21 protein-coding genes and 1 pseudogene are annotated in these 20,895 nt (G+C 66.7%); 9 read left to right on the top strand and 13 right to left on the bottom strand.

Annotated elements, in window-relative coordinates:
• Window positions 1-4: 4 nt before the first annotated feature.
• The 3 genes from cysN to ssb all read right to left on the bottom strand — a co-directional run bounded on the left by cysN (window position 5) and on the right by ssb (window position 3,377).
• Window positions 5-1,927 carry a sulfate adenylyltransferase subunit CysN gene (cysN, locus tag VF651_12630; protein ID HEX7966549.1) on the bottom strand — a complete coding sequence of 641 codons (1,923 nt, stop codon included), beginning with the start codon at window positions 1,925-1,927 and terminating at the stop codon, window positions 5-7.
• Complete coding sequence (gene cysD, locus VF651_12635; protein HEX7966550.1) at window positions 1,927-2,835, bottom strand: sulfate adenylyltransferase subunit CysD; 909 nt, start codon at window positions 2,833-2,835, stop codon at window positions 1,927-1,929. Before cysD ends, cysN begins: the two co-directional genes overlap by 1 nt.
• Before the next feature lie 83 nt (window positions 2,836-2,918).
• Window positions 2,919-3,377 (bottom strand): single-stranded DNA-binding protein, encoded by a 459-nt coding sequence (gene ssb / locus VF651_12640; protein ID HEX7966551.1) that lies wholly within the window; start codon window positions 3,375-3,377, stop codon window positions 2,919-2,921.
• Between the two features lie 254 nt (window positions 3,378-3,631).
• On the opposite strand from ssb, the gene uvrA reads away from it, so the two are divergent.
• The 7 genes from uvrA (at window position 3,632) to VF651_12675 (ending at window position 11,479) form a co-directional block, all read left to right on the top strand.
• Window positions 3,632-6,502: an excinuclease ABC subunit UvrA gene (gene uvrA / locus VF651_12645; protein HEX7966552.1), complete on the top strand. Its 2,871-nt coding sequence runs from the start codon at window positions 3,632-3,634 to the stop codon at window positions 6,500-6,502.
• Window positions 6,502-7,233, top strand: coding sequence for a sulfotransferase (locus VF651_12650; protein HEX7966553.1), 732 nt, complete (start codon window positions 6,502-6,504; stop codon window positions 7,231-7,233). The genes uvrA and VF651_12650 overlap by 1 nt, the downstream gene beginning before the upstream one ends.
• Before the next feature lie 5 nt (window positions 7,234-7,238).
• Window positions 7,239-7,988 (top strand): sulfotransferase domain-containing protein, encoded by a 750-nt coding sequence (locus VF651_12655; GenBank protein HEX7966554.1) that lies wholly within the window; start codon window positions 7,239-7,241, stop codon window positions 7,986-7,988.
• 177 nt (window positions 7,989-8,165) lie between these two features.
• Window positions 8,166-8,672, top strand: coding sequence for an acyltransferase (locus VF651_12660; protein ID HEX7966555.1), 507 nt, complete (start codon window positions 8,166-8,168; stop codon window positions 8,670-8,672).
• Between the two features lie 51 nt (window positions 8,673-8,723).
• The gene (locus VF651_12665; protein ID HEX7966556.1) at window positions 8,724-9,476 is read left to right on the top strand and encodes a glycosyltransferase family A protein; all 753 of its coding nucleotides are present in this window, start codon (window positions 8,724-8,726) and stop codon (window positions 9,474-9,476) included.
• On the top strand, window positions 9,463-10,566 hold the full coding sequence (locus VF651_12670) for a DegT/DnrJ/EryC1/StrS family aminotransferase (GenBank protein HEX7966557.1): 1,104 nt from the start codon (window positions 9,463-9,465) through the stop codon (window positions 10,564-10,566). The genes VF651_12665 and VF651_12670 overlap by 14 nt, the downstream gene beginning before the upstream one ends.
• A gap of 1 nt (window position 10,567) precedes the next feature.
• Window positions 10,568-11,479, top strand: a complete 912-nt coding sequence (locus tag VF651_12675) for a sulfotransferase domain-containing protein (protein ID HEX7966558.1) — start codon at window positions 10,568-10,570, stop codon at window positions 11,477-11,479.
• Here VF651_12675 and VF651_12680 read toward each other — a convergent pair.
• Window positions 11,476-12,147, bottom strand: coding sequence for a hypothetical protein (locus VF651_12680; GenBank protein ID HEX7966559.1), 672 nt, complete (start codon window positions 12,145-12,147; stop codon window positions 11,476-11,478). The two genes, VF651_12675 and VF651_12680, sit on opposite strands and share 4 nt — an antisense overlap.
• Before the next feature lie 105 nt (window positions 12,148-12,252).
• Between VF651_12680 and VF651_12685 the strand changes: the two genes are divergently transcribed.
• Window positions 12,253-12,975, top strand: coding sequence for a hypothetical protein (locus tag VF651_12685; protein ID HEX7966560.1), 723 nt, complete (start codon window positions 12,253-12,255; stop codon window positions 12,973-12,975).
• On the opposite strand, the gene VF651_12690 is transcribed toward VF651_12685, so the two are convergent.
• Both VF651_12690 and VF651_12695 read right to left on the bottom strand, forming a co-directional pair.
• A complete protein-coding gene (locus VF651_12690) occupies window positions 12,972-14,276 on the bottom strand; it encodes a nucleotide sugar dehydrogenase (GenBank protein HEX7966561.1) in 1,305 nt (434 codons plus the stop codon). The two genes, VF651_12685 and VF651_12690, sit on opposite strands and share 4 nt — an antisense overlap.
• 61 nt (window positions 14,277-14,337) lie before the next feature.
• Complete coding sequence (locus tag VF651_12695; protein ID HEX7966562.1) at window positions 14,338-15,426, bottom strand: sulfotransferase domain-containing protein; 1,089 nt, start codon at window positions 15,424-15,426, stop codon at window positions 14,338-14,340.
• Window positions 15,427-15,540: 114 nt separating this feature from the next.
• Here VF651_12695 and VF651_12700 point away from each other — a divergent pair, with 114 nt between their 5' ends.
• Window positions 15,541-17,313 carry an SLC13 family permease gene (locus tag VF651_12700; protein ID HEX7966563.1) on the top strand — a complete coding sequence of 591 codons (1,773 nt, stop codon included), beginning with the start codon at window positions 15,541-15,543 and terminating at the stop codon, window positions 17,311-17,313.
• 314 nt (window positions 17,314-17,627) lie between these two features.
• On the opposite strand, the pseudogene rplQ reads toward VF651_12700, so the two are convergent.
• The 7 genes and pseudogenes from rplQ to infA all read right to left on the bottom strand — a co-directional run.
• Window positions 17,628-18,014: pseudogene (gene rplQ, locus VF651_12705) on the bottom strand (50S ribosomal protein L17).
• Window positions 18,015-18,043: 29 nt separating this feature from the next.
• Complete coding sequence (rpoA, locus tag VF651_12710; GenBank protein HEX7966564.1) at window positions 18,044-19,033, bottom strand: DNA-directed RNA polymerase subunit alpha; 990 nt, start codon at window positions 19,031-19,033, stop codon at window positions 18,044-18,046.
• Between the two features lie 26 nt (window positions 19,034-19,059).
• A complete protein-coding gene (gene rpsD, locus VF651_12715) occupies window positions 19,060-19,680 on the bottom strand; it encodes a 30S ribosomal protein S4 (GenBank protein ID HEX7966565.1) in 621 nt (206 codons plus the stop codon).
• A 12-nt stretch (window positions 19,681-19,692) separates the two neighbouring features.
• Window positions 19,693-20,151 carry a 30S ribosomal protein S11 gene (gene rpsK / locus VF651_12720; GenBank protein HEX7966566.1) on the bottom strand — a complete coding sequence of 153 codons (459 nt, stop codon included), beginning with the start codon at window positions 20,149-20,151 and terminating at the stop codon, window positions 19,693-19,695.
• A 32-nt stretch (window positions 20,152-20,183) separates the two neighbouring features.
• Window positions 20,184-20,564 (bottom strand): 30S ribosomal protein S13, encoded by a 381-nt coding sequence (rpsM, locus tag VF651_12725; protein HEX7966567.1) that lies wholly within the window; start codon window positions 20,562-20,564, stop codon window positions 20,184-20,186.
• A gap of 12 nt (window positions 20,565-20,576) precedes the next feature.
• A complete protein-coding gene (gene rpmJ, locus VF651_12730) occupies window positions 20,577-20,690 on the bottom strand; it encodes a 50S ribosomal protein L36 (GenBank protein HEX7966568.1) in 114 nt (37 codons plus the stop codon).
• Window positions 20,691-20,700: 10 nt separating this feature from the next.
• The coding region (gene infA, locus VF651_12735; protein HEX7966569.1) for a translation initiation factor IF-1 at window positions 20,701-20,895 on the bottom strand (195 nt) is incomplete at its 5' end.

Here is a 20,895-nt window from a genome sequence, read left to right on the forward strand (position 1 = left end):
CGGCTCAGCCGTGTTTGAGTATCCCCTGGCGGCGCAGGTGCGCCATCACCTGGGCCACGCACTGCTCGACGCTGTCGCGGTCGGAACGCAGCGTGAGCTCTGCGGCCTCGGGCGCCTCGTAGGGCGCATCGATGCCCGTGAAGTTCTTGATCTCGCCGGCGCGCGCCTTGCGGTACAGGCCCTTGGGGTCGCGCTGCTCGCAGACCTCGATGGGCGTGTCCAGGAACACCTCGACGAATTCGCCCTCATCCAGGAGCTCGCGTACCAGGCGCCGGTCGGCGCGGAACGGCGAGATGAAGGCGGTGATCACGATCACGCCCGCATCCACGAACAGCCGCGCCACCTCGCCGATGCGGCGGATGTTCTCGACCCGCGCCTCGTCGGTGAAGCCCAGGTCCTTGTTGAGGCCGTGGCGGATGTTGTCGCCGTCCAGGAGGTACGAGTGGTACCCGCCCAGGAACAGCGCCTGCTCCAGCGCGTTCGCCACCGTGGACTTGCCCGAGCCCGACAGGCCGGTCAGCCACACCACGCAAGGCTTCTGGCCCTTCTGGTTGGCGCGCTGCACCCGGCTCACCTTGTGCTCGTGCCACACCACGTTCTCGGACCTGTCCTGCAGCACCGGCTGCACCGCGCGGGTCACCATGCCGGCGCCGACGGTGCCGTTGCTCAGGCGGTCGATGGCGATGAAGGCCCCGGTGTGGCGCGAGGAAGCGTAGGGATCGAACGCGACCTGCTCGCTGAACACCACGCGGCACTGGGCGATCTGGTTGAGCTTGAGCTCGTCGGCCAGGTCCTTCTGCAGGGTGTTCACGTCCACCACATGGTGGATCTTCTCCACCACGCCGCTCACGGTCTTGGCGTTGAGCTTGAACAGGTACTGCTTGCCCGGCAGCATCGGCGCATCCGACATCCAGATCAGCCAGGCGTCGAGCGTGGTGCCCACGTGGGGTGCGCGCTCGCCGTGCACCAGCATGTCGCCGCGGCTGATGTCGATCTCGTCCGCCAGCGTCAGGGTCACCGCCATGGGCGCGTGGGCCTCGTCCAGCTCGCCCTCCCAGGTGACGATGGAGGTGACCTTGCTGGAGCGGCGCGAGGGCAGCGCCATCACGGTGTCGCCCTTCTTCACCACGCCGGCGGCGAGGGTGCCGCAGAAGCCGCGGAAGTCCAGGTTCGGGCGGTTCACGTACTGCACCGGCAGGCGCAGGTCCTTGAGGTTCACGTCGTCGCCCACGTCCACCGTCTCGAGGATGTCGAGCAGGGTCGGGCCGGCGTACCAGGGCATGTGCTCGCCGCGGTGCACCACGTTCTCTCCCACCAGGGCCGAGACCGGCACGAAGCGGATGTCCGGCAGGTTGAGGGACTTGGCGAGCTCAAGGTAGTCCGCCTTGATGCTCTCGTAGACCTTCTGGTCGTAGCCCATCAGGTCCATCTTGTTGATGGCCACCACGGCGTGCCGGATGCCGAGCAGCGAGACGATGAAGCTGTGGCGGCGGGTCTGGGTCAGCACGCCCTTGCGCGCGTCGATGAGGATCACCGCCAGGTTCGCGGTGGACGCTCCGGTCGCCATGTTGCGGGTGTACTGCTCGTGGCCCGGCGTGTCGGCGATGATGAACTTGCGCTTCTCGGTGGTGAAGTAGCGGTAGGCCACGTCGATGGTGATGCCCTGCTCGCGCTCGGACTGCAGGCCGTCCACTAGCAGCGCCAGGTCCGGCGCCTCACCGGTGGTGCCGTGCTTCTTGCTGTCCTTCTCCAGCGAGGCCAGGTGGTCCTCGAAGATCATGTCGGTGTCGTAGAGCAGGCGGCCGATCAGGGTGCTCTTGCCGTCGTCCACGCTGCCACAGGTGATGAAGCGCAAGAGCTCCTTCTGCTGGTCCTGGCGCAGGTAGCCCTCGATGTCGTCGCGGATGAGCTTCTCTTGGGCGGACATCAGAAGTACCCCTCGCGCTTCTTCTCTTCCATGGAGCCGGCCTGGTCATGGTCGATCATGCGGCCCTGGCGCTCGGAAGTGCGGGTCAGCAGCATCTCCTGGATGATCTGCGGCAGGGTCACCGCCTCGGAACGCACCGCACCCGACAGGGGGTAGCAGCCCAGGGTGCGGAACCGCACCATCTCCATGCGCGGCTTCTCGCCCGGGTTCAGGCGCATGCGCTCATCGTCCACCATGATGAGGGCGCCGTCGCGGTCCACCACGGGCCTCGGCTTGGCGAAGTACAGGGGCACCACCGGGATCTTCTCCAGGTAGATGTACTGCCACACGTCCAGCTCGGTCCAGTTGGAGAGCGGGAACACGCGGATGCTCTCGCCCTTGTTGATGCGGCCGTTGTAGAGGTTCCACAGCTCGGGGCGCTGGTTCTTGGGGTCCCAGCGGTGGTTCTTGTCGCGGAACGAGTACACGCGCTCCTTGGCGCGGGACTTCTCCTCGTCGCGCCGGGCGCCGCCGAAGGCCGCGTCGAACTGGTGCCTGGTGAGCGCCATCTTCAGCGACTCGGTCTTCATCACGTCCGTGTACTTCTTGCTGCCGTGGTCGAACGGGTTCATGCCCGCCTTCACGCCTTCCTGGTTCACGTTCACGATCAGCTCCAGCCCGAGCCGCTTCGCGGTCTCGTCGCGGAAGCGGATCATGTCGCGGAACTTCCAGGTGGTGTCCACATGCAGCAAGGGGAACGGCAGCTTGCCCGGGTGGAAGGCCTTCAAGGCCAGGTGCAGCATCACCGAGCTGTCCTTGCCGATGGAGTACATCATCACCGGCCGCTCGAACTCGGCCGCCACCTCGCGGATGATATGGATGCTCTCGGCTTCGAGTTCCTTGAGATGGTTCAGGCGGTAGTCCTTCATCGCTCCACTCGGGCTAAGCTGTGACGGCACGGGAGGGTCGTCCCTCCCGTGCCTCGGGATGGAATCGGATCAGCAGGGACGGCTCAGAACGGGATGTCGTCGTCCTGGAAGTCGCCGCCGCCGGCGGGTTCGCTGGCCGGTGCGCCGCGGCTCGGCGCCTCGTCGCGCATGCTGCGGTCTGAGCCACCGGATGGTGCGCCTGCGCCGCCGCGGCCGCCCAGCATCTGCATCTCATCCACCATGATCTCGGTGACGTAGTGCTTCTGCCCGTCCTTCTCGTAGTCGCGGGTACGCAGGCGGCCCTCGATGTAGATCTGCTGGCCCTTGCGCACGTACTCGCCGACGATCTCCGCCAGGCGGTTGTAGAAGGTGAGCTTGTGCCACTCGGTGCGTTCCTTCTTCTCGCCGGTCTGCTTGTCCTTCCAGGACTCATTCGTCGCGGCGGAGAGGTTCACCACCGCGCCGCCGGAAGGCATGTACTTCACCTCGGGGTCCCTGCCCACCGTGGCCACCAGGATCACCTTGTTAACGCCGCGTGCCATATGTCGCTCCGGAGTAGGTCCGGCTGAGGACCTGTTTTACCGCAAAAGTCCGCTATTTTACTTGCTGGGGCTGCCCCGGGTCACGCTTTTCCACCTCCGGGAGCCCCATCACCGGGCTGGAAAACCCGCCGCGCCATCCCCATATCAGAGGCTCAATCCGCCGCTTTCCGCCCTGATTTCCGGCCTGCCGCAGCTTTGCGCCGGAATGGGGCCGCGGCGTAAACTTCAATGTTCGCTCGCATTCAAGGCTAGACATGGCTCTCGACACCATCCGCGTCCGCGGCGCCCGTACCCACAACCTCGCCAACGTGGACGTGGACCTGCCCCGCGACAAGCTCATCGTCATCACCGGCTTGTCCGGCTCAGGCAAATCCTCCCTGGCCTTCGACACCATCTACGCCGAGGGGCAGCGCCGCTACGTGGAGTCCCTCTCCGCCTACGCCCGCCAGTTCCTCTCGATGATGGAGAAGCCGGACGTGGACCACATCGAGGGTCTGTCGCCGGCCATCTCCATCGAGCAGAAGTCCACCTCCCACAACCCCCGCTCCACCGTGGGCACGGTGACGGAGATCTACGACTACCTGCGTCTCCTGTTCGCGCGTGCCGGCATCCCTCGTTGTCCGGACCACCACATAGACCTGACCGCCCAGACCGTGAGCCAGATGGTGGACCAGGTGCTGGCGTTGCCGGAAGACACCAAGCTCCTCTTGCTGGCGCCGGTGGTGCATGAGCGCAAGGGCGAGCACCTGGAACTCCTGGCGGAGCTGCGCGCCCAGGGCTTCGTGCGCGCCCGCATCGATGGCACGGTGGTGGAGCTGGATCAGGCCCCCAAGCTGGACCTGCGCCGCAAGCACACCATCGAGGTGGTGGTGGACCGCTTCAAGGTGCGGCCGGACGTGGCCCAGCGCCTGGCAGAGTCCTTCGAGACCGCCCTGCGCCTCGCCGACGGCATCGCCCATATCGCGTTCATGGACGAGCCGAAGAAGCCCGAGCTCACCTTCTCCTCCAAGTTCGCCTGCCCGGTCTGCGGCTACTCCATCGCCGAGCTGGAGCCGCGCCTGTTCTCGTTCAACAACCCGGTAGGCGCCTGTCCCGGCTGCGACGGCCTGGGCGTGCGCCAGTTCTTCGACCCGGCGCGGGTGGTGACCCAGCCGCAGCTGTCGCTCGCCGGCGGCGCGGTGCGCGGCTGGGACCGGCGCAACACTTACTATTTCCAGCTCATCCAGAGCCTGGCACGCCACTACAAGTTCGACATCGAGACCCCCTTCGAGGAGCTGCCGGAGAAGATCCGCCGCGTCATCATGCAGGGCAGCGGCAGCGAGTCCATCCTGTTCAGCTACACCAACGAGCGCGGCAGCCGCAGCAGCCGGCGCCACCCCTTCGAGGGCGTGCTGCCCAACATGGAGCGCCGCTACCGGGAGACCGAGTCCATGATGGTGCGGGAGGAGCTCGCCAAGTACCTGAGCGCCCGTCCTTGCCCGGACTGCGAGGGCACGCGCCTGAAGCGCGAGGCACGCAACGTGTTCGTGGCGGGCGAGAACCTGCCGGCCATCACCGGTCGCTCCGTGGGCGACGCCCTCAGGTTCTTCGACACCCTTCAGCTTTCCGGCAACCGCGGCGAGATTGCGGCCAAGATCGTCAAGGAGATCCGCGCGCGGGTCTCGTTCCTGGTGAACGTGGGCCTGGACTACCTCAGCCTCGACCGCAGCGCCGAGACCCTCTCGGGCGGCGAGGCCCAGCGTATCCGCCTGGCGAGCCAGATAGGCTCGGGCCTGGTGGGCGTCATGTATATCCTGGACGAGCCCTCCATCGGCCTGCACCAGCGCGACAACGAGCGCCTGCTGGCTACCCTCACCCGCCTGCGCGACATCGGCAACACCGTGATCGTGGTGGAGCACGACGAGGATGCGATCCGGCGCGCCGACCACGTGCTGGACATGGGTCCCGGCGCCGGCGTGCACGGCGGAAAGATCGTGGCCCAGGGCACCCCGGAGGAGATCGCGGCGGACTCGGACTCCGTCACCGGCCAATACCTGTCGGGCCGTCGCGGCATCCCGGTGCCGGAGCGGCGCCTGCCGCCGGACAAGAAGCGCATGCTGCGCATCAAGAAGGCCCGCGGCAACAACCTCAAGGCCGTGGACGTGGAGATCCCGCTGGGGCTCATGACCTGCGTCACCGGCGTGTCGGGGTCGGGCAAGTCGACGCTCATCAACGACACCCTCTACCGCTACGCGGCACGACGCCTCAACGACGCCTCCGACGAGGCCGCCCCCAGCGACGGCATCGAGGGCCTGGAGAAGATCGACAAGATCATCGACATCGACCAGTCCCCCATCGGCCGCACCCCGCGCTCGAACCCTGCCACCTACACGGGGCTGTTCACGCCCATCCGCGAGCTCTTCGCCGAGGTCCCGGAAGCCCGCTCCCGCGGCTACAACCCAGGGCGTTTCAGCTTCAACGTGAAGGGCGGGCGCTGCGAGTCCTGCCAGGGCGACGGCGTGATCAAGGTGGAGATGCACTTCCTGCCGGATATCTATGTGGCCTGCGACGTGTGCAAGGGCAAGCGCTACAACCGCGAGACCCTGGACATCCGCTACAAGGGGAAGACCATCCACGAGGTGCTGGAGATGACGGTGGAGGACGCGCTGGAGTTCTTCAGCGCCGTGCCGGTGGTGGCCAACAAGCTGCGCACTCTCACCGCCGTGGGCCTCACCTACGTGCGCCTGGGGCAGAACGCCACGACCCTCTCGGGCGGCGAAGCCCAACGGGTGAAGCTGGCGCGCGAGCTCTCCAAGCGGGACACCGGCAGCACCCTCTATATATTGGACGAGCCCACCACCGGCCTGCATTTCCATGACATCGAGCAGCTCCTGGGCGTGCTCCGGCAGCTGCGGGACGGCGGCAGCACCGTGGTCGTCATCGAGCACAACCTGGACGTGATCAAGACCGCCGACTGGATCGTCGACCTCGGGCCCGAGGGCGGCGCCGGCGGCGGCCGCATCGTGGTCACGGGCACCCCGGAGGAGGTGGCGGCCCACGCCGGCTCCTATACCGGCCAGTTCCTGAAGCCGGTGCTTGCCCCGGCGCGGGAAGTGCGGCCCCGCAAGACCGGCACGCGCCGCTGATGCAGCATCGCCACGTCTTCATCCTCACTCCCCCCTTCTCCGGTTCGACGCTGCTGGTGCGCCTGCTCGCCACGTCGCCGCAAGTCTCCACCTTCTCCACGGAACGCGGCGAGGGCATGAACATCCCGGAACTGCGCGAAGTCATGCAGCCGGACCGCTGGGACCCGGCCAAGCCAATGCCCTGGGATCAGATCCGCCGGGTGTTCGAGAGCCACTGGGACATGACGCGTCCCGTGTTGGTCGAGAAAGGTCCGGCGAACCAGCTCCGTACCCGCGAGATCGAGGCGGCGTTCACGGGCGCGAGCTTCGTCATAATGATGCGTGACCCCTACGCCTGGTGCGAGAGCATGGACCGGCGCGGGCGCCGCCGTGGCGCCGCAGGCCTTGCCATGGGCGAACACGCACGACGCTGGCTCCTTCATGCCCGCATACTCCGCGAGGAAGCCGGCCGGCTCGCGCGCGTGCTTCGCTTCTCCTATGAGGCACTCTGTGACGATACCGCCGAGGTCGTCGGCAAGCTGGTGGAGTTCGTCCCGGAGATCGGGGCGCTCGATCCGGCCCGCGATTTCGACGTGCACTCCACCTTCGGCAAGCGTCATAACCCCATCACCAACGCGAACCTGAGCGCCCTGGCGCGCCTGGATGCCGTGCAGCGGCGCGAGATCAGCAGCGTGCTCGGCGAGGACCCGGCGCTGCTGGAGTACTTCAGCTACGAACTCAGGGCCAGCTGACCGGCATGCACGGCGGGCCCAGCTTCCTCGGCATCGGCGCCCAAAAGGCCGGCACCACTTGGCTGCATGGGATGCTGCAGCTGCATCCCGGCGTGGGCATGCCGGCGGTGAAGGAGGTCCACTACTGGGACGTGAAGCACCCGAAGGGTGTGCCGGTTGAGGAATATGAGGCCTTATTCGCCCCCCTCGATCAGCCAGTACGGGGCGAGATCACGCCGGGCTACGCCATCCTGCCGCCGGAGACTATCGCCGTCATCTACCGGCGTTATCCCTCACTGCGTCTGCTGCTGACCCTGCGCAATCCGCTGGAACGGGCCTGGTCCAACGCCAAGATGTATCTCGTGCTCAAGGGGATCGTGGCGGACGAAAGCCAAGTGGACAGTGTCGGCGACGACTGGTACATCGAGCACTTCCGTTCCGACCTCTCGCTACGCCGGGGCGACTACGAGACCTGCCTGCGCAACTGGCTCGGCTGCTTTCCCCGGGAGCAGCTCCTGCTCTCCTTCTATGACGATCTGCTGGAAGACCCGCGCGGCTTCCTCGCCCGCAGCTGCGGGCACATCGGAGTCGGTGCCTCTCCTTACGCGGACATGGAGGAGGATGTGCTGCGCCGGCGGGTGGGCACCACGGCCCATCCCGCGATACGCCCCTCACTGCTGCAGGAGCTGCGAGGGCTCTACGCGGACAAGATTGCTTCCCTCTCCGACTACCTCGGTCGGGACCTCAGCAGGCTCTGGATGGACGGGGTCGCCTAACGGCTCTCGGCTGATTGCGGTGGGCCGCGCCCGTCCGCGCCGGACGGTACTGAACTTCCCCGGCACCTAAGATAAGATTCCGTCAGGCTTGAGGCATCGGGGAACAGCATGGCCAGCCCAGACTTCCTTTCGGCCGCAGAACTCCGGTCCTGCGGGTTCGCCAGGCTTGGCGACAACGTGCTAATCGATCGTACTGCGCGCATCCTCGGTGCGGAACGGATCAGCCTGGGTTCCAACGTGCGTATCGACGCCTACAGCGTGATGAGCGCCGGCATCGGCGGCATCGCCATCGGCGACTACGTGCATATCGCCGCGCATGCATTCCTGGCCGGCGCCGGACGCATAGAGATGCACGATTTCAGCGGCCTGTCTGGCCGGGTCTCCATATATTCCTCCAACGACGACTATCACGGCGACGCGCTGACCAACCCCACCGTGCCGGAAACGTTCCGCAAGGTGCATAGCGCGCCCGTCACGCTCGAGGCCCATGTCATCGTGGGCGCCGGCAGCGTGATCCTGCCGGGCGTCACGTTGCACAGGGGCGCGGCGGTCGGCGCGCTCTCCCTCGTGCGCAAAGACGTGGCCGAGTTCTGCATCGTATCGGGGACCAGCGGCAGGATCATAGGCCAGCGCAAGCGGGACCTGCTGAAACTGGAGGCGCGCCTGCGCGCCTCTCAGGGCTGACAGGCAGCGCATGATAAAATCCTGCGGCTAACGGCAAGGCGATCCGCTGACGTGACCACCCAGAACCCCATCGTATTCATCTTGTCCTGGGAACGGCCGCTCTACCTGTGGGCATGCCTCGACAGCCTGTATACCTCCACCCAGGTGCCCTGCCGCTTCGTGCTCATGGACAACGCCTCCCAGGACCCGCTGGTGGATCGCGTGATCCGCTCGTTCGAGGCGCGCGGCATGTTCCACAAGGTACATCGCCGCACCGACAACAGCCCCCACGCACTGGCAGAGACCCTGGACGCGCACAAGTCCGAGGTCGGGGATTACTTCGGCTTCGTGGAGAGCGACGTGACGGTCCTGCGCTCACGTCCCTGTTGGCTGGAGGAGTTCCAGCAGCTCACCGCCGCGGACCCGTCCATCGCCATGCTGGGCTCCCTGATCGACCAGGTCGACTTCATCGATCCCGCCTGGGTGGCGCAGCGCTTCCCGGAGCTCGACGAGGACCAGCTCAAGTTCTTCACCAAGAGCAGCAGCAAGGAACGGACCCTCCTGGATGAATACCCGGAGCGCACCACCGACGCCATCACGCCGCCGGGCCGGCTCACCTTCCTGCGGCGCGAGGCCGTGGAGCGCACCGGCATCCTGCCGGACTTCCGGCTGGCCCATACGCTGCGCGACATGGGCTACAAGGCCGTGATCGCCACCCGCGTCCGTCACCGCCACCTGTCACTGGCCAACATATTCGACTATCCCGAGTACGAACGGGATAACCGCAACAAGTTCTTCGCGAGGCTGGTGCGTGAAAAGCGCTGAGCCCGAGTTCATACGCTACATCCGGCCGGAGATCCCGCCGCCGGAAGAGTGGCTGGCGCACCTGCGTGAGTCCTACGCGGTGGGCTACTTCACCAACACCGGCCCGGCAGTGCGGCGCTTCGAGGCCGCGCTGGCTTCCAAGTACTCGCGCGGGCGCGCCGCCGTGAGCGGGCCCAACGCCACCAATGCCCTGGTGGCGGCGCTCGAGGCCCTGGATGTGCGCGGTGGCACGGTGCTGACACCCGCCTACACCTTCCCTGCCACCGCCCATGCCATCCAGATGGCCGGGGCGCGTCCCGAGTTCTGCGACATCGATCCCGCCACCTGGGAACTGGATCCAGAGGCGGTGAGACACAGGCTCGCGCAGGGCGGCATCGGCGCCATCCTGCACGTGCGGGCCTACGGCTTCGGCCACGATTTGGGCTGGCTGGAGACCCTGGCGCGGGAGCACAAGGTACCCCTGCTGATCGATGCTGCCGCGGCCCTGGGCGGCAGCCAATCCCTCGGCGGCTGCGTGGGCCAGCAGGGCGACATGGAAGTGTTCTCCCTGCACGCCACCAAGGTCTTCGCCATCGGCGAAGGCAGCGTCACGTTCATGCACCCGGACCTGGAACAGCGCTACCGCCGCGTCTCCAACTTCGGCATCGACTACCCGGACGTCACAGACGCCGGCCTGAACAGCAAGCTCAGCGACGTCCAGGCCGCCGTGGGGCTCGCGGTGCTGGACCACATCGACAGCCACATCGCCCACCGTCAGCGCGTGGCATCCCTCTACCACGAGGCGCTCGCCGGCCTGCCGCAGCTGCGCCACCTCCAGCCTCCCGCGCTCTCACCCTGGCAGAGCTACCCGGTGCTGCTCGCCCCTGGCGTGGATGTGGGGCGCGTCCTGGAGCGGGCGCTGGCCGCGCGGCTCGAACTCAAGCGCGGCTATTACCGGGCACTGCACCAGACCACCCGCTTCCGGTCCGAGCCGCGCCTGCCGGTGACGGAGGACGTGGCGGCGCAGGTCGTTTGCCTGCCGGTCTATTCCAGCATGTCCGACGAGACCGCCGCGGAGGTGCTGCGGCGCTTCCGTGCGGCGCTGGGTTAGCATGCTGCCCAACTTCCTCTGCATCGGCGCACAGAAGAGCGGTACCACAACCCTGCTTAACCAGCTCGGGCGGCACCCGGACATCTACATGTCCCCGGCGCGCGAGACTCAGTTCTTCGTGCTGGACAACCTCTACTCCCAAGGGGTCCACCGCTACGAGAGCGCATTCTTCCACGGCTGGACCGGGCAGAAGGCAGTGGGCGAGAAGACGCCGGAGTACCTGTATGACCCTTTGGTGCCGGCACGCATCGCAGAGACGCTCGGCACCGGTGTCCGGTTCATCGCCAGCTTCCGCAGCCCCGCACAGCGCGCCTACTCCCACTACCGCCACAACTTCCAGCAGTTCTGGGAGGACATGTCTTTCGAAGCCGCGCTCGACGCCGAGGAACGCCGCTGCTCAGCCGGCCGCTTCCAGCGGCTGCGCTACAGCTACCTGGATCGGGGCCGCTACGCAGCCCAACTGGAACGCTATCTCGAGCGGTTCCCGCGGGAGAACCTGATGCTCCTTGTGCATGAGCGGGACATCGAACACGGACAGATGGAGACCCTCGAGCGCATCTTCGGTTTCCTCGGAGTGGACGCCTCCTGGTCCCCACCCAGCCCGGTCTCGGCGGGCCGCCCCTCGGCCATGGTGCCGCGCTTCATCGAGGTGGAGGAGACTGTAGAGGTGGAAGGCGTCCAGGCCCGGGCGAAGCCAGGCGACCTCCTGCTCACCCGCAACCAGAGATCCACCCTGGTGCGTTCGCCATCGGCTGCGCTCGCCGGCTTCGCCCGGCGGGTCATCGAGAATCTCCCTTCGGAGCAGAGTCTTTCCCGCGCGCAGGAACTCGAGCTCAACCGCCGGCACTTCAGCACCGACATCCGCCTCCTGGAAGGCATGTTGGGGACTGACTTGGGATCCTGGCTGGACTAGGTCGCGAGCTTGCGCTCGAATAGCCGCACCGCCTCGGCGTAGATGCGGGCGTTCTCCCGGTTGGCCTCCTCCAGTTCCGGGAGTAGGTGCCGGTACTCCACCATATGGCTCTCTTGGCCGCTGCGGCGCTCGTGCTGCACTTCCAGTGCGCTGCCCAGCAGCCGGTTGAGGCAGGCCACGCTCTCGGCGTAGCGCTCCGTGATGCCTATCAGCGCGTACTCATCCAGCGGCACGCCGTCCAGGAACCGCTCGTAGAGCCGGCTCATCGCCTCGCTGCGCGCGAACTCCACCAGCCCAACCTCACCTTCCGCGATGAGACCGATGACCGGATTCTTGGCCACGGTAGCGGGATTCTTCGACGCCACATCCCTGAAGTAGTAGTAATGCGAGATGAGCCGGGGCACCGGATCGCGCAGGAAGGTGATGAACCAGGACTCCGGCCGCAAGAACGCGTACTTGCCGGCCTGGAAATGCCCGTGCAACACGTCGTAGTCCCGCCGGATGCGTGATGCTTCCAACCGCACCCGGACATGGGCCATGGCGCGCCCCAGGCGGTGCCGCAGCGCGGCCGAGGTGGGCCGGTCGTCGTAATCGAGCAGGTAACGGCCGAGCTTTCCGCGCTTGATCTCGGCGACGAGGCTGGTGCCCGCCGTCTTGGGGACGTGCACGGAGACCAGTAGCTTTCCTGCTGCGCGCAAATCTCACCCTCGTTTCGGACAGTCCGCGGTCCTATATCATAGCGGTCGGGATACCTCCACGCGCCACGGTACACCATGCGGCACCGCTATCTGTTCATCCTGACCGCGCCCTTCTCCGGCTCCACCCTGCTGGCCTCGCTGCTGGGCAGCTCACCGCAGGTATCCATCCTGAAGACGCCGCAGCATGAAGGGCTGAAGCTGCCCGGCATGCACGCCTTGCTCATCTCCAAAGGGGGCTCGCAGTTCAACCCGCTTCCCTGGGGCTACCTGCATGAGCTCTACCACCGCCATTGGGACCTATCGAAGCCGGTGCTGGTGGAGAAGGGCCAGTACCCCAAGCACGGTGAGTACATACAGCGCTGTTTCCCGGGCGTCAGCTTCATCGTGATGCCGCGCGATCCCTATGCCTGGTGCGAGAGCATCAAGCGGCGGCGTAAGCCGGACAAGCCCGCGAAGCCGATGGAGGAGACGGCCCTGCGCTGGGTGCGCTCCGCCGCGTGGCACATCCACAACATCAAGACCCTTGAACGGGTGACCTACTTCACCTATGAGGACCTCTGCGACCGGACGCCCGATGTGCTGGAGCGGCTGCGGCAGTTCATGCCGGAGCTGGGCGAGATGCGGCCGGAGGGCGAGTTCGAGGTTCATTCCGCGCTCGGCAAGCGCAGGAACCCCATCACCAATACCAACGAGAGTGCCCTGGGCCGGCTCGATTCCACCGAGATCGGCGCCATCTCCAGGACCCTCAACACCTACCCCGACATCACCGCCTACTTCGGCTACAAGGTGCTGGGTTAGGCCTTGACGATGTTGGAAGCCGGCGTACGGTAACGGCCGCGGGTGTCCACCAGCAGCTGGGCATGGCGCCCGATGAGGCCGTAGTCGAAGCCATCGTGGTCCGTGGCCAGCAGCACGCAGTCGAAGCCCTCGAGGGACTTCTCGTCCAACGCCACGCTGGCGAGGTCGAAGCGATGCTCGCGCATCTTCGGGAACTTAGGCACGAAGGGATCCGAATAGGCCACCTCCGCGCCCCGCTCCCGCAACAGCTCCATGATCTCCACCGCCGGTGACTCGCGGGTGTCGTCCACGTTCTTCTTGTAGGCGATGCCCAGCACCAGCACGCGGCTGCCCTTGAGGGCCTTGCTGCGCCCGTTCAGTGCCGCCGCGGTCTTCTCCACCACCCACTCCGGCATGCGACTGTTCACCTCGCCGGCGAGGCGGATGAAGCGCGTGTCCACGCCGTACTCCAGCGCCTTCCAGGTGAGGTAGAACGGGTCGATGGGGATGCAGTGGCCGCCCAGGCCCGGCCCCGGGTAATAAGGCACGAAACCGAAGGGTTTGGTGGCCGCCGCGTCGATGACCTCGTGGATGTCGATGCCCATGCGGTCCGCCACGATCTTCATCTCGTTGACGAGACCGATGTTGATGGCCCGGTGGATGTTCTCCAGGAGCTTGGTCATCTCCGCCGTGCGCAGGCTGGAGACGGGCACCACTTTGTCGATGACACCTGAATACAGCGCGCTGCCGATCTCCCGGCAGGCCGGCGTGAGGCCGGATACCACCTTGGGGATGGTCTGGGTGTGGAAGCTCTTGTTGCCCGGATCTTCGCGCTCCGGCGAATAGATCACGAAGCAGTCCGTACCGGGCTTGAGACCCAGGGATTCCAGCACCGGCACCACCAGTTCCTCGGTGGTGCCGGGATAGGTGGTGCTCTCCAGCGACACTGCCTGGCCCGCGCGCAGATGGGGCTTGAGCTCCGCCATGGTGTTGGCGATGAAGCTCACGTCCGGCTCGCGATGCCTCCCCAGGGGCGTGGGCACACAGATGATGAGGGCGTCGCAGTCCCGCGCGGAGCTGAAGTCGTGATTGGCACTGAACTTGGCCTTGACCGCCTGCGCCACCCGCGTGGCGGGGATCTGGGCGATGTAGCTTGAGCCTTCGTTGAGCGCCTCCACCTTGGCGGCGTCGATGTCGAAGCCGGTGACGGCGAAACCCGCCTCGCTGAAGCGCAGCGCCAGCGGCAGGCCCACGTACCCCAGGCCCACCACTCCGACGCGGGCGCTCTTGTCCTGGAGCTTCTGCAGCAGTGCGTGTGTCATGGCCCGTGGGACTCCCGGATGGACAGGCGCATTCTACCCGAGGCGCAAGGGACGGCAGCCGCTAGAGTGCGCCGGGCAAGGGCAGGCTATCCAGCCCACCCGAGGGCGTGTAGCCCAAGGCCGCGAGTTCCTTGCCCGCTTCGTGCCAGGCGCGTTCCTGGTCTGCGCCGGAGAGGGCCTCACGCCACTCGCCGGTTATGCCGCGCCGGATCACGTGTTCCGCCGCCTCGCCGCGCGCGCGGCCTGTGAGGGTCTCGAAGCGGGTGGCCTCGTACACGTCCCGCAGCAGTGCTGGATCGGTATCCGCCCCGAGCCAGCCGAACAGTTTCCGTGCCACGCGGGGGAAATCCTGCTGCAGGTCCTCATAACGCAGGATCGCGAGCTGACCATCCCCGGCGGCCTGCTGCAGCATGCGGATGCGGCTTGCCCATCCTGCCAGGAGTTCCCAATAGTCGTTCTGTGCGTCCACGTGCGCGCGCTTGATCGAGCGCATCAGGCGGCGAAAATGCACCGCGGAGATGGCCGCGTCACGCCCATCCCGCACGATCACGAGCTTGCGGGCCCGCGGACGCCAGGCCTTGAGGTGGGCGTAGCGGGCGATCATGTCGGCGCCCTTCAGCACCAGGGTCTGTCCCTGCTCCAGCGGGGCCGCCACGGTCTCGATGAAGAGGTCCGCTGCTTGGTAGACGTCGGCGGCGCCGGCGATGCCCGCGTACAGCTGCTCCAGGGCAGGCGCCCCAAGGTCGGCGGCGTTCAGGAGCTCACGCTGGTCCCGGGACTCCCAGTCGGAGCTGCCACGCCGGCGCTTGAGCCCATAGAGCCCGAACAATGCCGCTGCCGCGGTGGGCGGCGGCAGCGCGAACAGGGCTTCCACCGTGTCACCGCCGGTGGCTCGTTTCAACAGCGCGGCGCCCTCGGCGTCACCCTGCAGGTCCTTGGGCAGCGCGCCCCAGGCATTGCGCGCGAAATAGCCCGCCAGCCGCTCAGGGGCGGGCAATAGAGCATCCCCGTCCGCCGCGCGTCCGGCTCCCGCCCCGATGAGGTCGATCTCCTTCACTCCGCGGAAGGCGGGATGCCGGTCCAGGATGCGCAGCAGCCAGCTGGTGCCGCTCTTGTACATGCCTGCGATGAATACGGGTTCTGAGGCCATGGGTATGCTGGATTCCGAAGAGGCTCCGCGCATGCCTATGATAATCTGCCCGGGCTCTTTGGAGCCCAGGAGCTGTCAGCCGGCTCGATATTTAAGGATGGGAACCCGATGCCAATGAACGCCTGGATCTCGGTCGCCGTCACCCTCGCCTGCCTGGTGGCCCTGGCCACCACCCAGATCGGCACCGACCTCGTCATGCTGGGCGGCCTCACCATGCTCATGCTGGCCGGCATCATCGGCCCCACGGAGGCCCTCTCGGGCTTCGCCAACGAGAGCCTGCTCAGCATCGCCGCCCTCTACGTGGTGGCGGCAGGCCTGCGGGAGACCGGCGCCCTCAACCAGGTGGTGAGCCGGGTATTCGGCCGCCCGAAGTCGGCCACCGTGGCCCAGGCCCGCATGATGCTGCCGGTGGCGTTCATGGGCGCGTTCATGAACTCGACGCCCCTGGTGGCGGCGTTCCTGCCCTACGTCTCGGACTGGGCGCGCCAGTGCCGTATCTCCCCTTCCAAGGTCATGATCCCCCTGTCCTATGCCGCCATCTTCGGCGGCACCTGCACGCTCATCGGCACCAGCACCAACCTGGTGGTGAACGGAATGCTCACGAACCAGGCCCATCTGCCGGGCATGGGCTTCTTCCAGCTGGCCTGGATCGGCGTGCCTTGCGCGCTGATCGGCCTTGCATATGTTCTGGTGGTAGGGCGCTGGCTGCTGCCGGAGCGCATCCCGGTGTTCGCCCAAGTACAGGACGCCCGCGAGTACACCATCGAGATGATGGTGGAGCGTGGCGGCCCGCTGGCGGGCCACACGGTCCAGGCCGCCGGCCTGCGCCATCTGCCTGGGCTGTACCTGGTGGAGATCGAGCGCGGCGGCGAGGTTATCCCGGCCGCAGGCCCCGACGAGGTGCTGAAGGACGGCGACCGGCTGGTGTTCGCGGGTGTCACCGAATCCGTACTCGACCTGCAGCGTATCAAGGGCCTCGTCCCGGCCACCGACCAGGTGTTCAAGCTGGACTCGCCCCGCACCGCCCGTACCCTCATCGAGGCCGTGGTGGCTCAGGGCTGCCCGCTGCTCGGCAAGACCATCCGTGAGGGCCAGTTCCGCACCGTGTACAAGGCGGTGGTGATCGCCGTGGCGCGCAACGGCCGGCGCATCGAGGGCAAGATCGGCGACATCGAACTCAAGGCCGGCGACACGTTGCTGCTGGAGACGGACCGGGAGTTCCCGCGCCGCCACCGCAACTCCCGCGACTTCCTGCTGCTGCACTCCCTCGAGGGCGCCGTGGTGCCGCGCCATGACCGGGCCTTCCTGGCCTGGGGCATCCTGCTGGCGCTCATCCTGGTGAAGGGCTTCAACCTGTTGCCCCTGTCCACCGTGGCATTCTGCGCCGCAGGACTCATGATCCTGACCCGCTGCATCGGCGGTGTCGCGGCCCGGCGCAGCCTCAACATCGAGGTTCTGGTGGCCATCGGCGCCTCCTTCGGCATCGGCAAGGCGCTGGAAGCGAGCGGGGCAGCGTCTGCCATCGCACACGGCCTGGTGGCCCTGGCCCACAATGACCCCTTCTGGCTCCTGGCTGCCATCTACGGCGGCACCATGCTGCTTACGGAAGTGGTGACCCACAACGCCGCGGCAGTGATCGTGTTCCCGATAGCCCTGGCCACCACCACTTCGCTGGGGCTGAGCTTCACGCCCTTCGTCATGGCCATCACCATGGCCGCCTCGGCGAGCTTCGCGACGCCCATCGGCTACGCCACCAACCTCATGGTGTACGGCCCCGGCGGCTACCGCTTCAGTGACTTCCTGCGCTTCGGCGTCCCGCTCAACCTCATGATGTGGGCAGTGACCGTCACCATCATCCCGCGGGTCTGGCCGCTGGTGGCTGCTTAGGAGAGGCAGGGTTTAGAGAGGCGCTACCGCCGCTCCCGCGTCTCGCATGCGAGACGCCCTGCCTGCCGTAGCGTCAGCACGTCCCTGTGCGTCATAAATAAAAAGCCGGGCATCCTGCCCGGCTTTCTTGCGGAACCCCTTGCGGCTCGCGATTACTTCTCGGCCTTCTTCGCCTTCTTGGCGGCGGGTTTCTTCTCAGCCTTCTCGGCTTTCTCAGCCTTGGGAGCCTTCTCCGCCTTGGCCTTCTTGGCCGGCTTCTCGGCGGCCTCGGCCTTCGGGGCCTTCTCGGCCTTGGCCTTGGTCTCCGGCTTGATCTTGGCCGGCGCCTCGTTGGCGGCCGGTTCGGCACGGTCCACGAGCTGCATGACCGCCATGGGTGCGCTGTCGCCCGGACGCAGTCCGTGCTTCAGGATGCGGGTGTACCCGCCGGCCCGGGCCTTGTAGTGCGGACCGATGTCGGTGAACAGCTTCACCACCACGTCCTGGTCGCGCAGGCGCGAGAAGGCCAGACGGCGCTTGGCCACGCTGTCGGCCTTAGCCAGGGTGATGAGCGGCTCCACTACGCGGCGCAGCTCCTTGGCCTTCGGCACGGTGGTGCGGATGGTCTCGTAGCGCAGCAGCGCCGATGCCATGTTGCGCATGAGCGCAGCGCGGTGGGAGCTATTGCGGCTGAGTTGTCGGCCGGAATTCTGGTGACGCATCGCTTAAACCCTTATCAGTATCGTTTGGCTCAGGCAGTCTTCTTGAGACCCACCGGCGGCCAGGCTTCGAGCTTCATGCCGAGGGACAGGCTGTGCTGCGCGAGCACGTCCTTGATCTCGGTGAGCGACTTCTTGCCCAGGTTCGGCGTCTTGAGCAGCTCGACCTCGGTCTTCTGCACCAGGTCGCCGATGTACTGGATGTTCTCCTGCTTGAGGCAGTTGGCGGAGCGCACGGTCAGCTCCAGCTCGTCCACCGGCTTCAGCAGGATCGGGTCGAAGTGCGCCTCGCCGCCGGCACCGCGGCCCTGGTCGCGGCCCTTCAGGTCCACGAACGCGGCCAGCTGCTCGGAGAGGATCGTCGCGGCGCGGCGGATGGCCTCCTCCGGCTCGATCGTCCCGTTGGTCTCGATCTCGATGACCAGCTTGTCGAGGTCGGTGCGCTGCTCGACGCGGGCGCTCTCGACGTTGTAGGTCACGCGGCGCACCGGGCTGAACGAGGCGTCCAGCTGCAGGCGGCCGATGGGACGGGTCTCCTCCTCGAACTGCAGGCGCTGGTTGGCCGGCTGGTAGCCGCGGCCGCGCTTCACCTTGAGCTTCATGTTGAGGGAGCCCGCGCTGTTCAGGTGCGCGATCACGAGGTCCTTGTTCACGATCTCGACGTCATGGTCGAGCTGGATGTCGGCGGCCGTGACCACGCCCGGGCCCTTCTTGGCCAGGGTCAGGGTCGCCTCGTCGCGCGTGTGCATGCGGATCGCGAGCTGCTTCAGGTTCAGCAGGATGTCGACCACGTCCTCCTGCACGCCCTCGATGGTGGTGTACTCGTGGAGCACGCCCTCGATCTCGGCCTCGATCGCGGCGGCGCCGGGCATCGACGAGAGCAGGATGCGGCGCAGCGCATTGCCGAGCGTATGGCCGAAGCCGCGCTCCAGCGGCTCGAGCACGACGCGCGCCTGGTTCTCGGACTGGGCCTGCACGCCGACGAGGCGCGGCTTCAAGAATTCGCTGACTGAACCCTGCATGGGGATCTGACCTCTCTGAAGACCGATTACTTGGAGTACAACTCGACCACGAGGTTCTCGTTGATGTCCGGCAGGAAGTCGGTGCGCTCGGGCACGGACTTGAACTTGCCGGTCATCTTGGACTCGTCTACCTCGACCCACTCGGGCAGGCCGACCTGCTTGGCCACCTGCAGCGCCGACTGGATGCGCAGCTGGCTCTTGGCGCCCTCGCGCACCGAGATCACGTCCTCGGCCTTGACCTGGTAGGACGGGATGTTGACGATCTTGCCGTTCACCTCGATGGCCTTGTGGCTCACGAGTTGGCGCGCCTCGGCGCGGGTCACGGCGAAGCCCATGCGGTAGACCACGTTGTCCAGGCGGCACTCGAGGATCTGCAGCAGGGTCTGGCCGGTGGCGCCGGTGCGGCGGGCGGCTTCCTTGTAGTAGCGGCGGAACTGCCGCTCCAGCACGCCGTACATGCGGCGCAGCTTCTGCTTCTCGCGCAGCTGGATGCCGTAGTCGGACAGGCGGCCGCGCTTGGCGCCGTGCTGGCCGGGGGCGGATTCGATGCGGCACTTGCTCTCGAGCGGGCGGACGCTGCTCTTCAGGAACAGGTCGGTGCCTTCACGGCGCGACAGCTTGCACTTGGGACCGAGATAACGAGCCATTCGTATAACCTCTTAAACGCGGCGCTTCTTGGGCGGACGGCATCCGTTGTGCGGGATGGGCGTCACGTCCGAGATGTTCGCGATCTTGAAACCGATGTTATGCAGGGAGCGCACGGCGGACTCGCGGCCGGGGCCGGGGCCCTTCACCTGCACTTCCAGGTTCTTGACGCCGTATTCCTGCGCGGCCAGGCCGGCCTTCTCCGCCGCCACCTGCGCCGCGAACGGCGTGGACTTGCGCGAACCGCGGAAGCCGGAGCCGCCGGAGGTCGCCCAGCACAGCACGTTGCCCTGGCGGTCGGTGATGGTGATGATGGTGTTGTTGAACGACGCGTGCACGTGCGCGATGCCGTCCACCACGGTCTTCTTGGCGCGCTTGGCGCGCGGGGCGGCCGGTGCGGCGCCGGTGGCGGGTGCGGCGGCGCCTTCGGCGGGGGCCGGGGCGGCGGGGCTCTGCGTGTTCTCGTCAGCCATGTGTGGGTCCTGCTGTATCGGTTTTCAGTCGGTTATGCGGTCGGGGCCGGCTTGCCCATCGGGCCCGCCTGCTTGCGGCGGCCCTTGCGGGTGCGCGCGTTGGTGCGGGTGCGCTGGCCGCGCACGGGCAGCCCCTTCTTGTGGCGCACGCCGCGGTAGCAGCCCAGGTCCATGAGCCGCTTGATGTTCATCGACGTCTCGCGGCGCAGGTCGCCCTCGACCGTGAGCTTGCCGATCTGCTCGCGCAGCTTGTCCATCTCCGCGTCGGTGAGGTCCTTGATCTTGGCGGAGTGCTTCACGCCCGCCATGTCGCAGATCTGGCGCGCGCGCGAGCGGCCGACGCCGTAGATCGCCGTGAGCGCGATCGCCGCGTGCTGGTGGTTCGGGATGTTGATGCCTGCAATACGGGCCATGTCTCTTCCTCGTTAGCCTTGGCGCTGCTTGTGGCGCGGATCGGTGCAGATCACGCGCACCACGCGCTTGCGCCGCACGATCTTGCACTTGCGGCAGATTTTCTTGACGGAAGCCTGCACTCGCATCGTCTTCTCCTTACTTGGCGCGGAACGTGATCCGCGCCTTGGTCAAATCGTAGGGCGTGAGCTCCACGGTCACCTTGTCGCCGGGGAGGATCCGGATGTAGTGCATCCGCATCTTCCCGGAGATGTGCCCAAGGACGATGTGCCCGTTCTCCAGCTTCACCCTGAACATCGCGTTGGGGAGGGTCTCCACGATCTCCCCCTGCAT

This window comes from Gammaproteobacteria bacterium (assembly GCA_036383255.1).
Lineage (GTDB): Bacteria > Pseudomonadota > Gammaproteobacteria > Natronospirales > REEB76 > DASUBN01.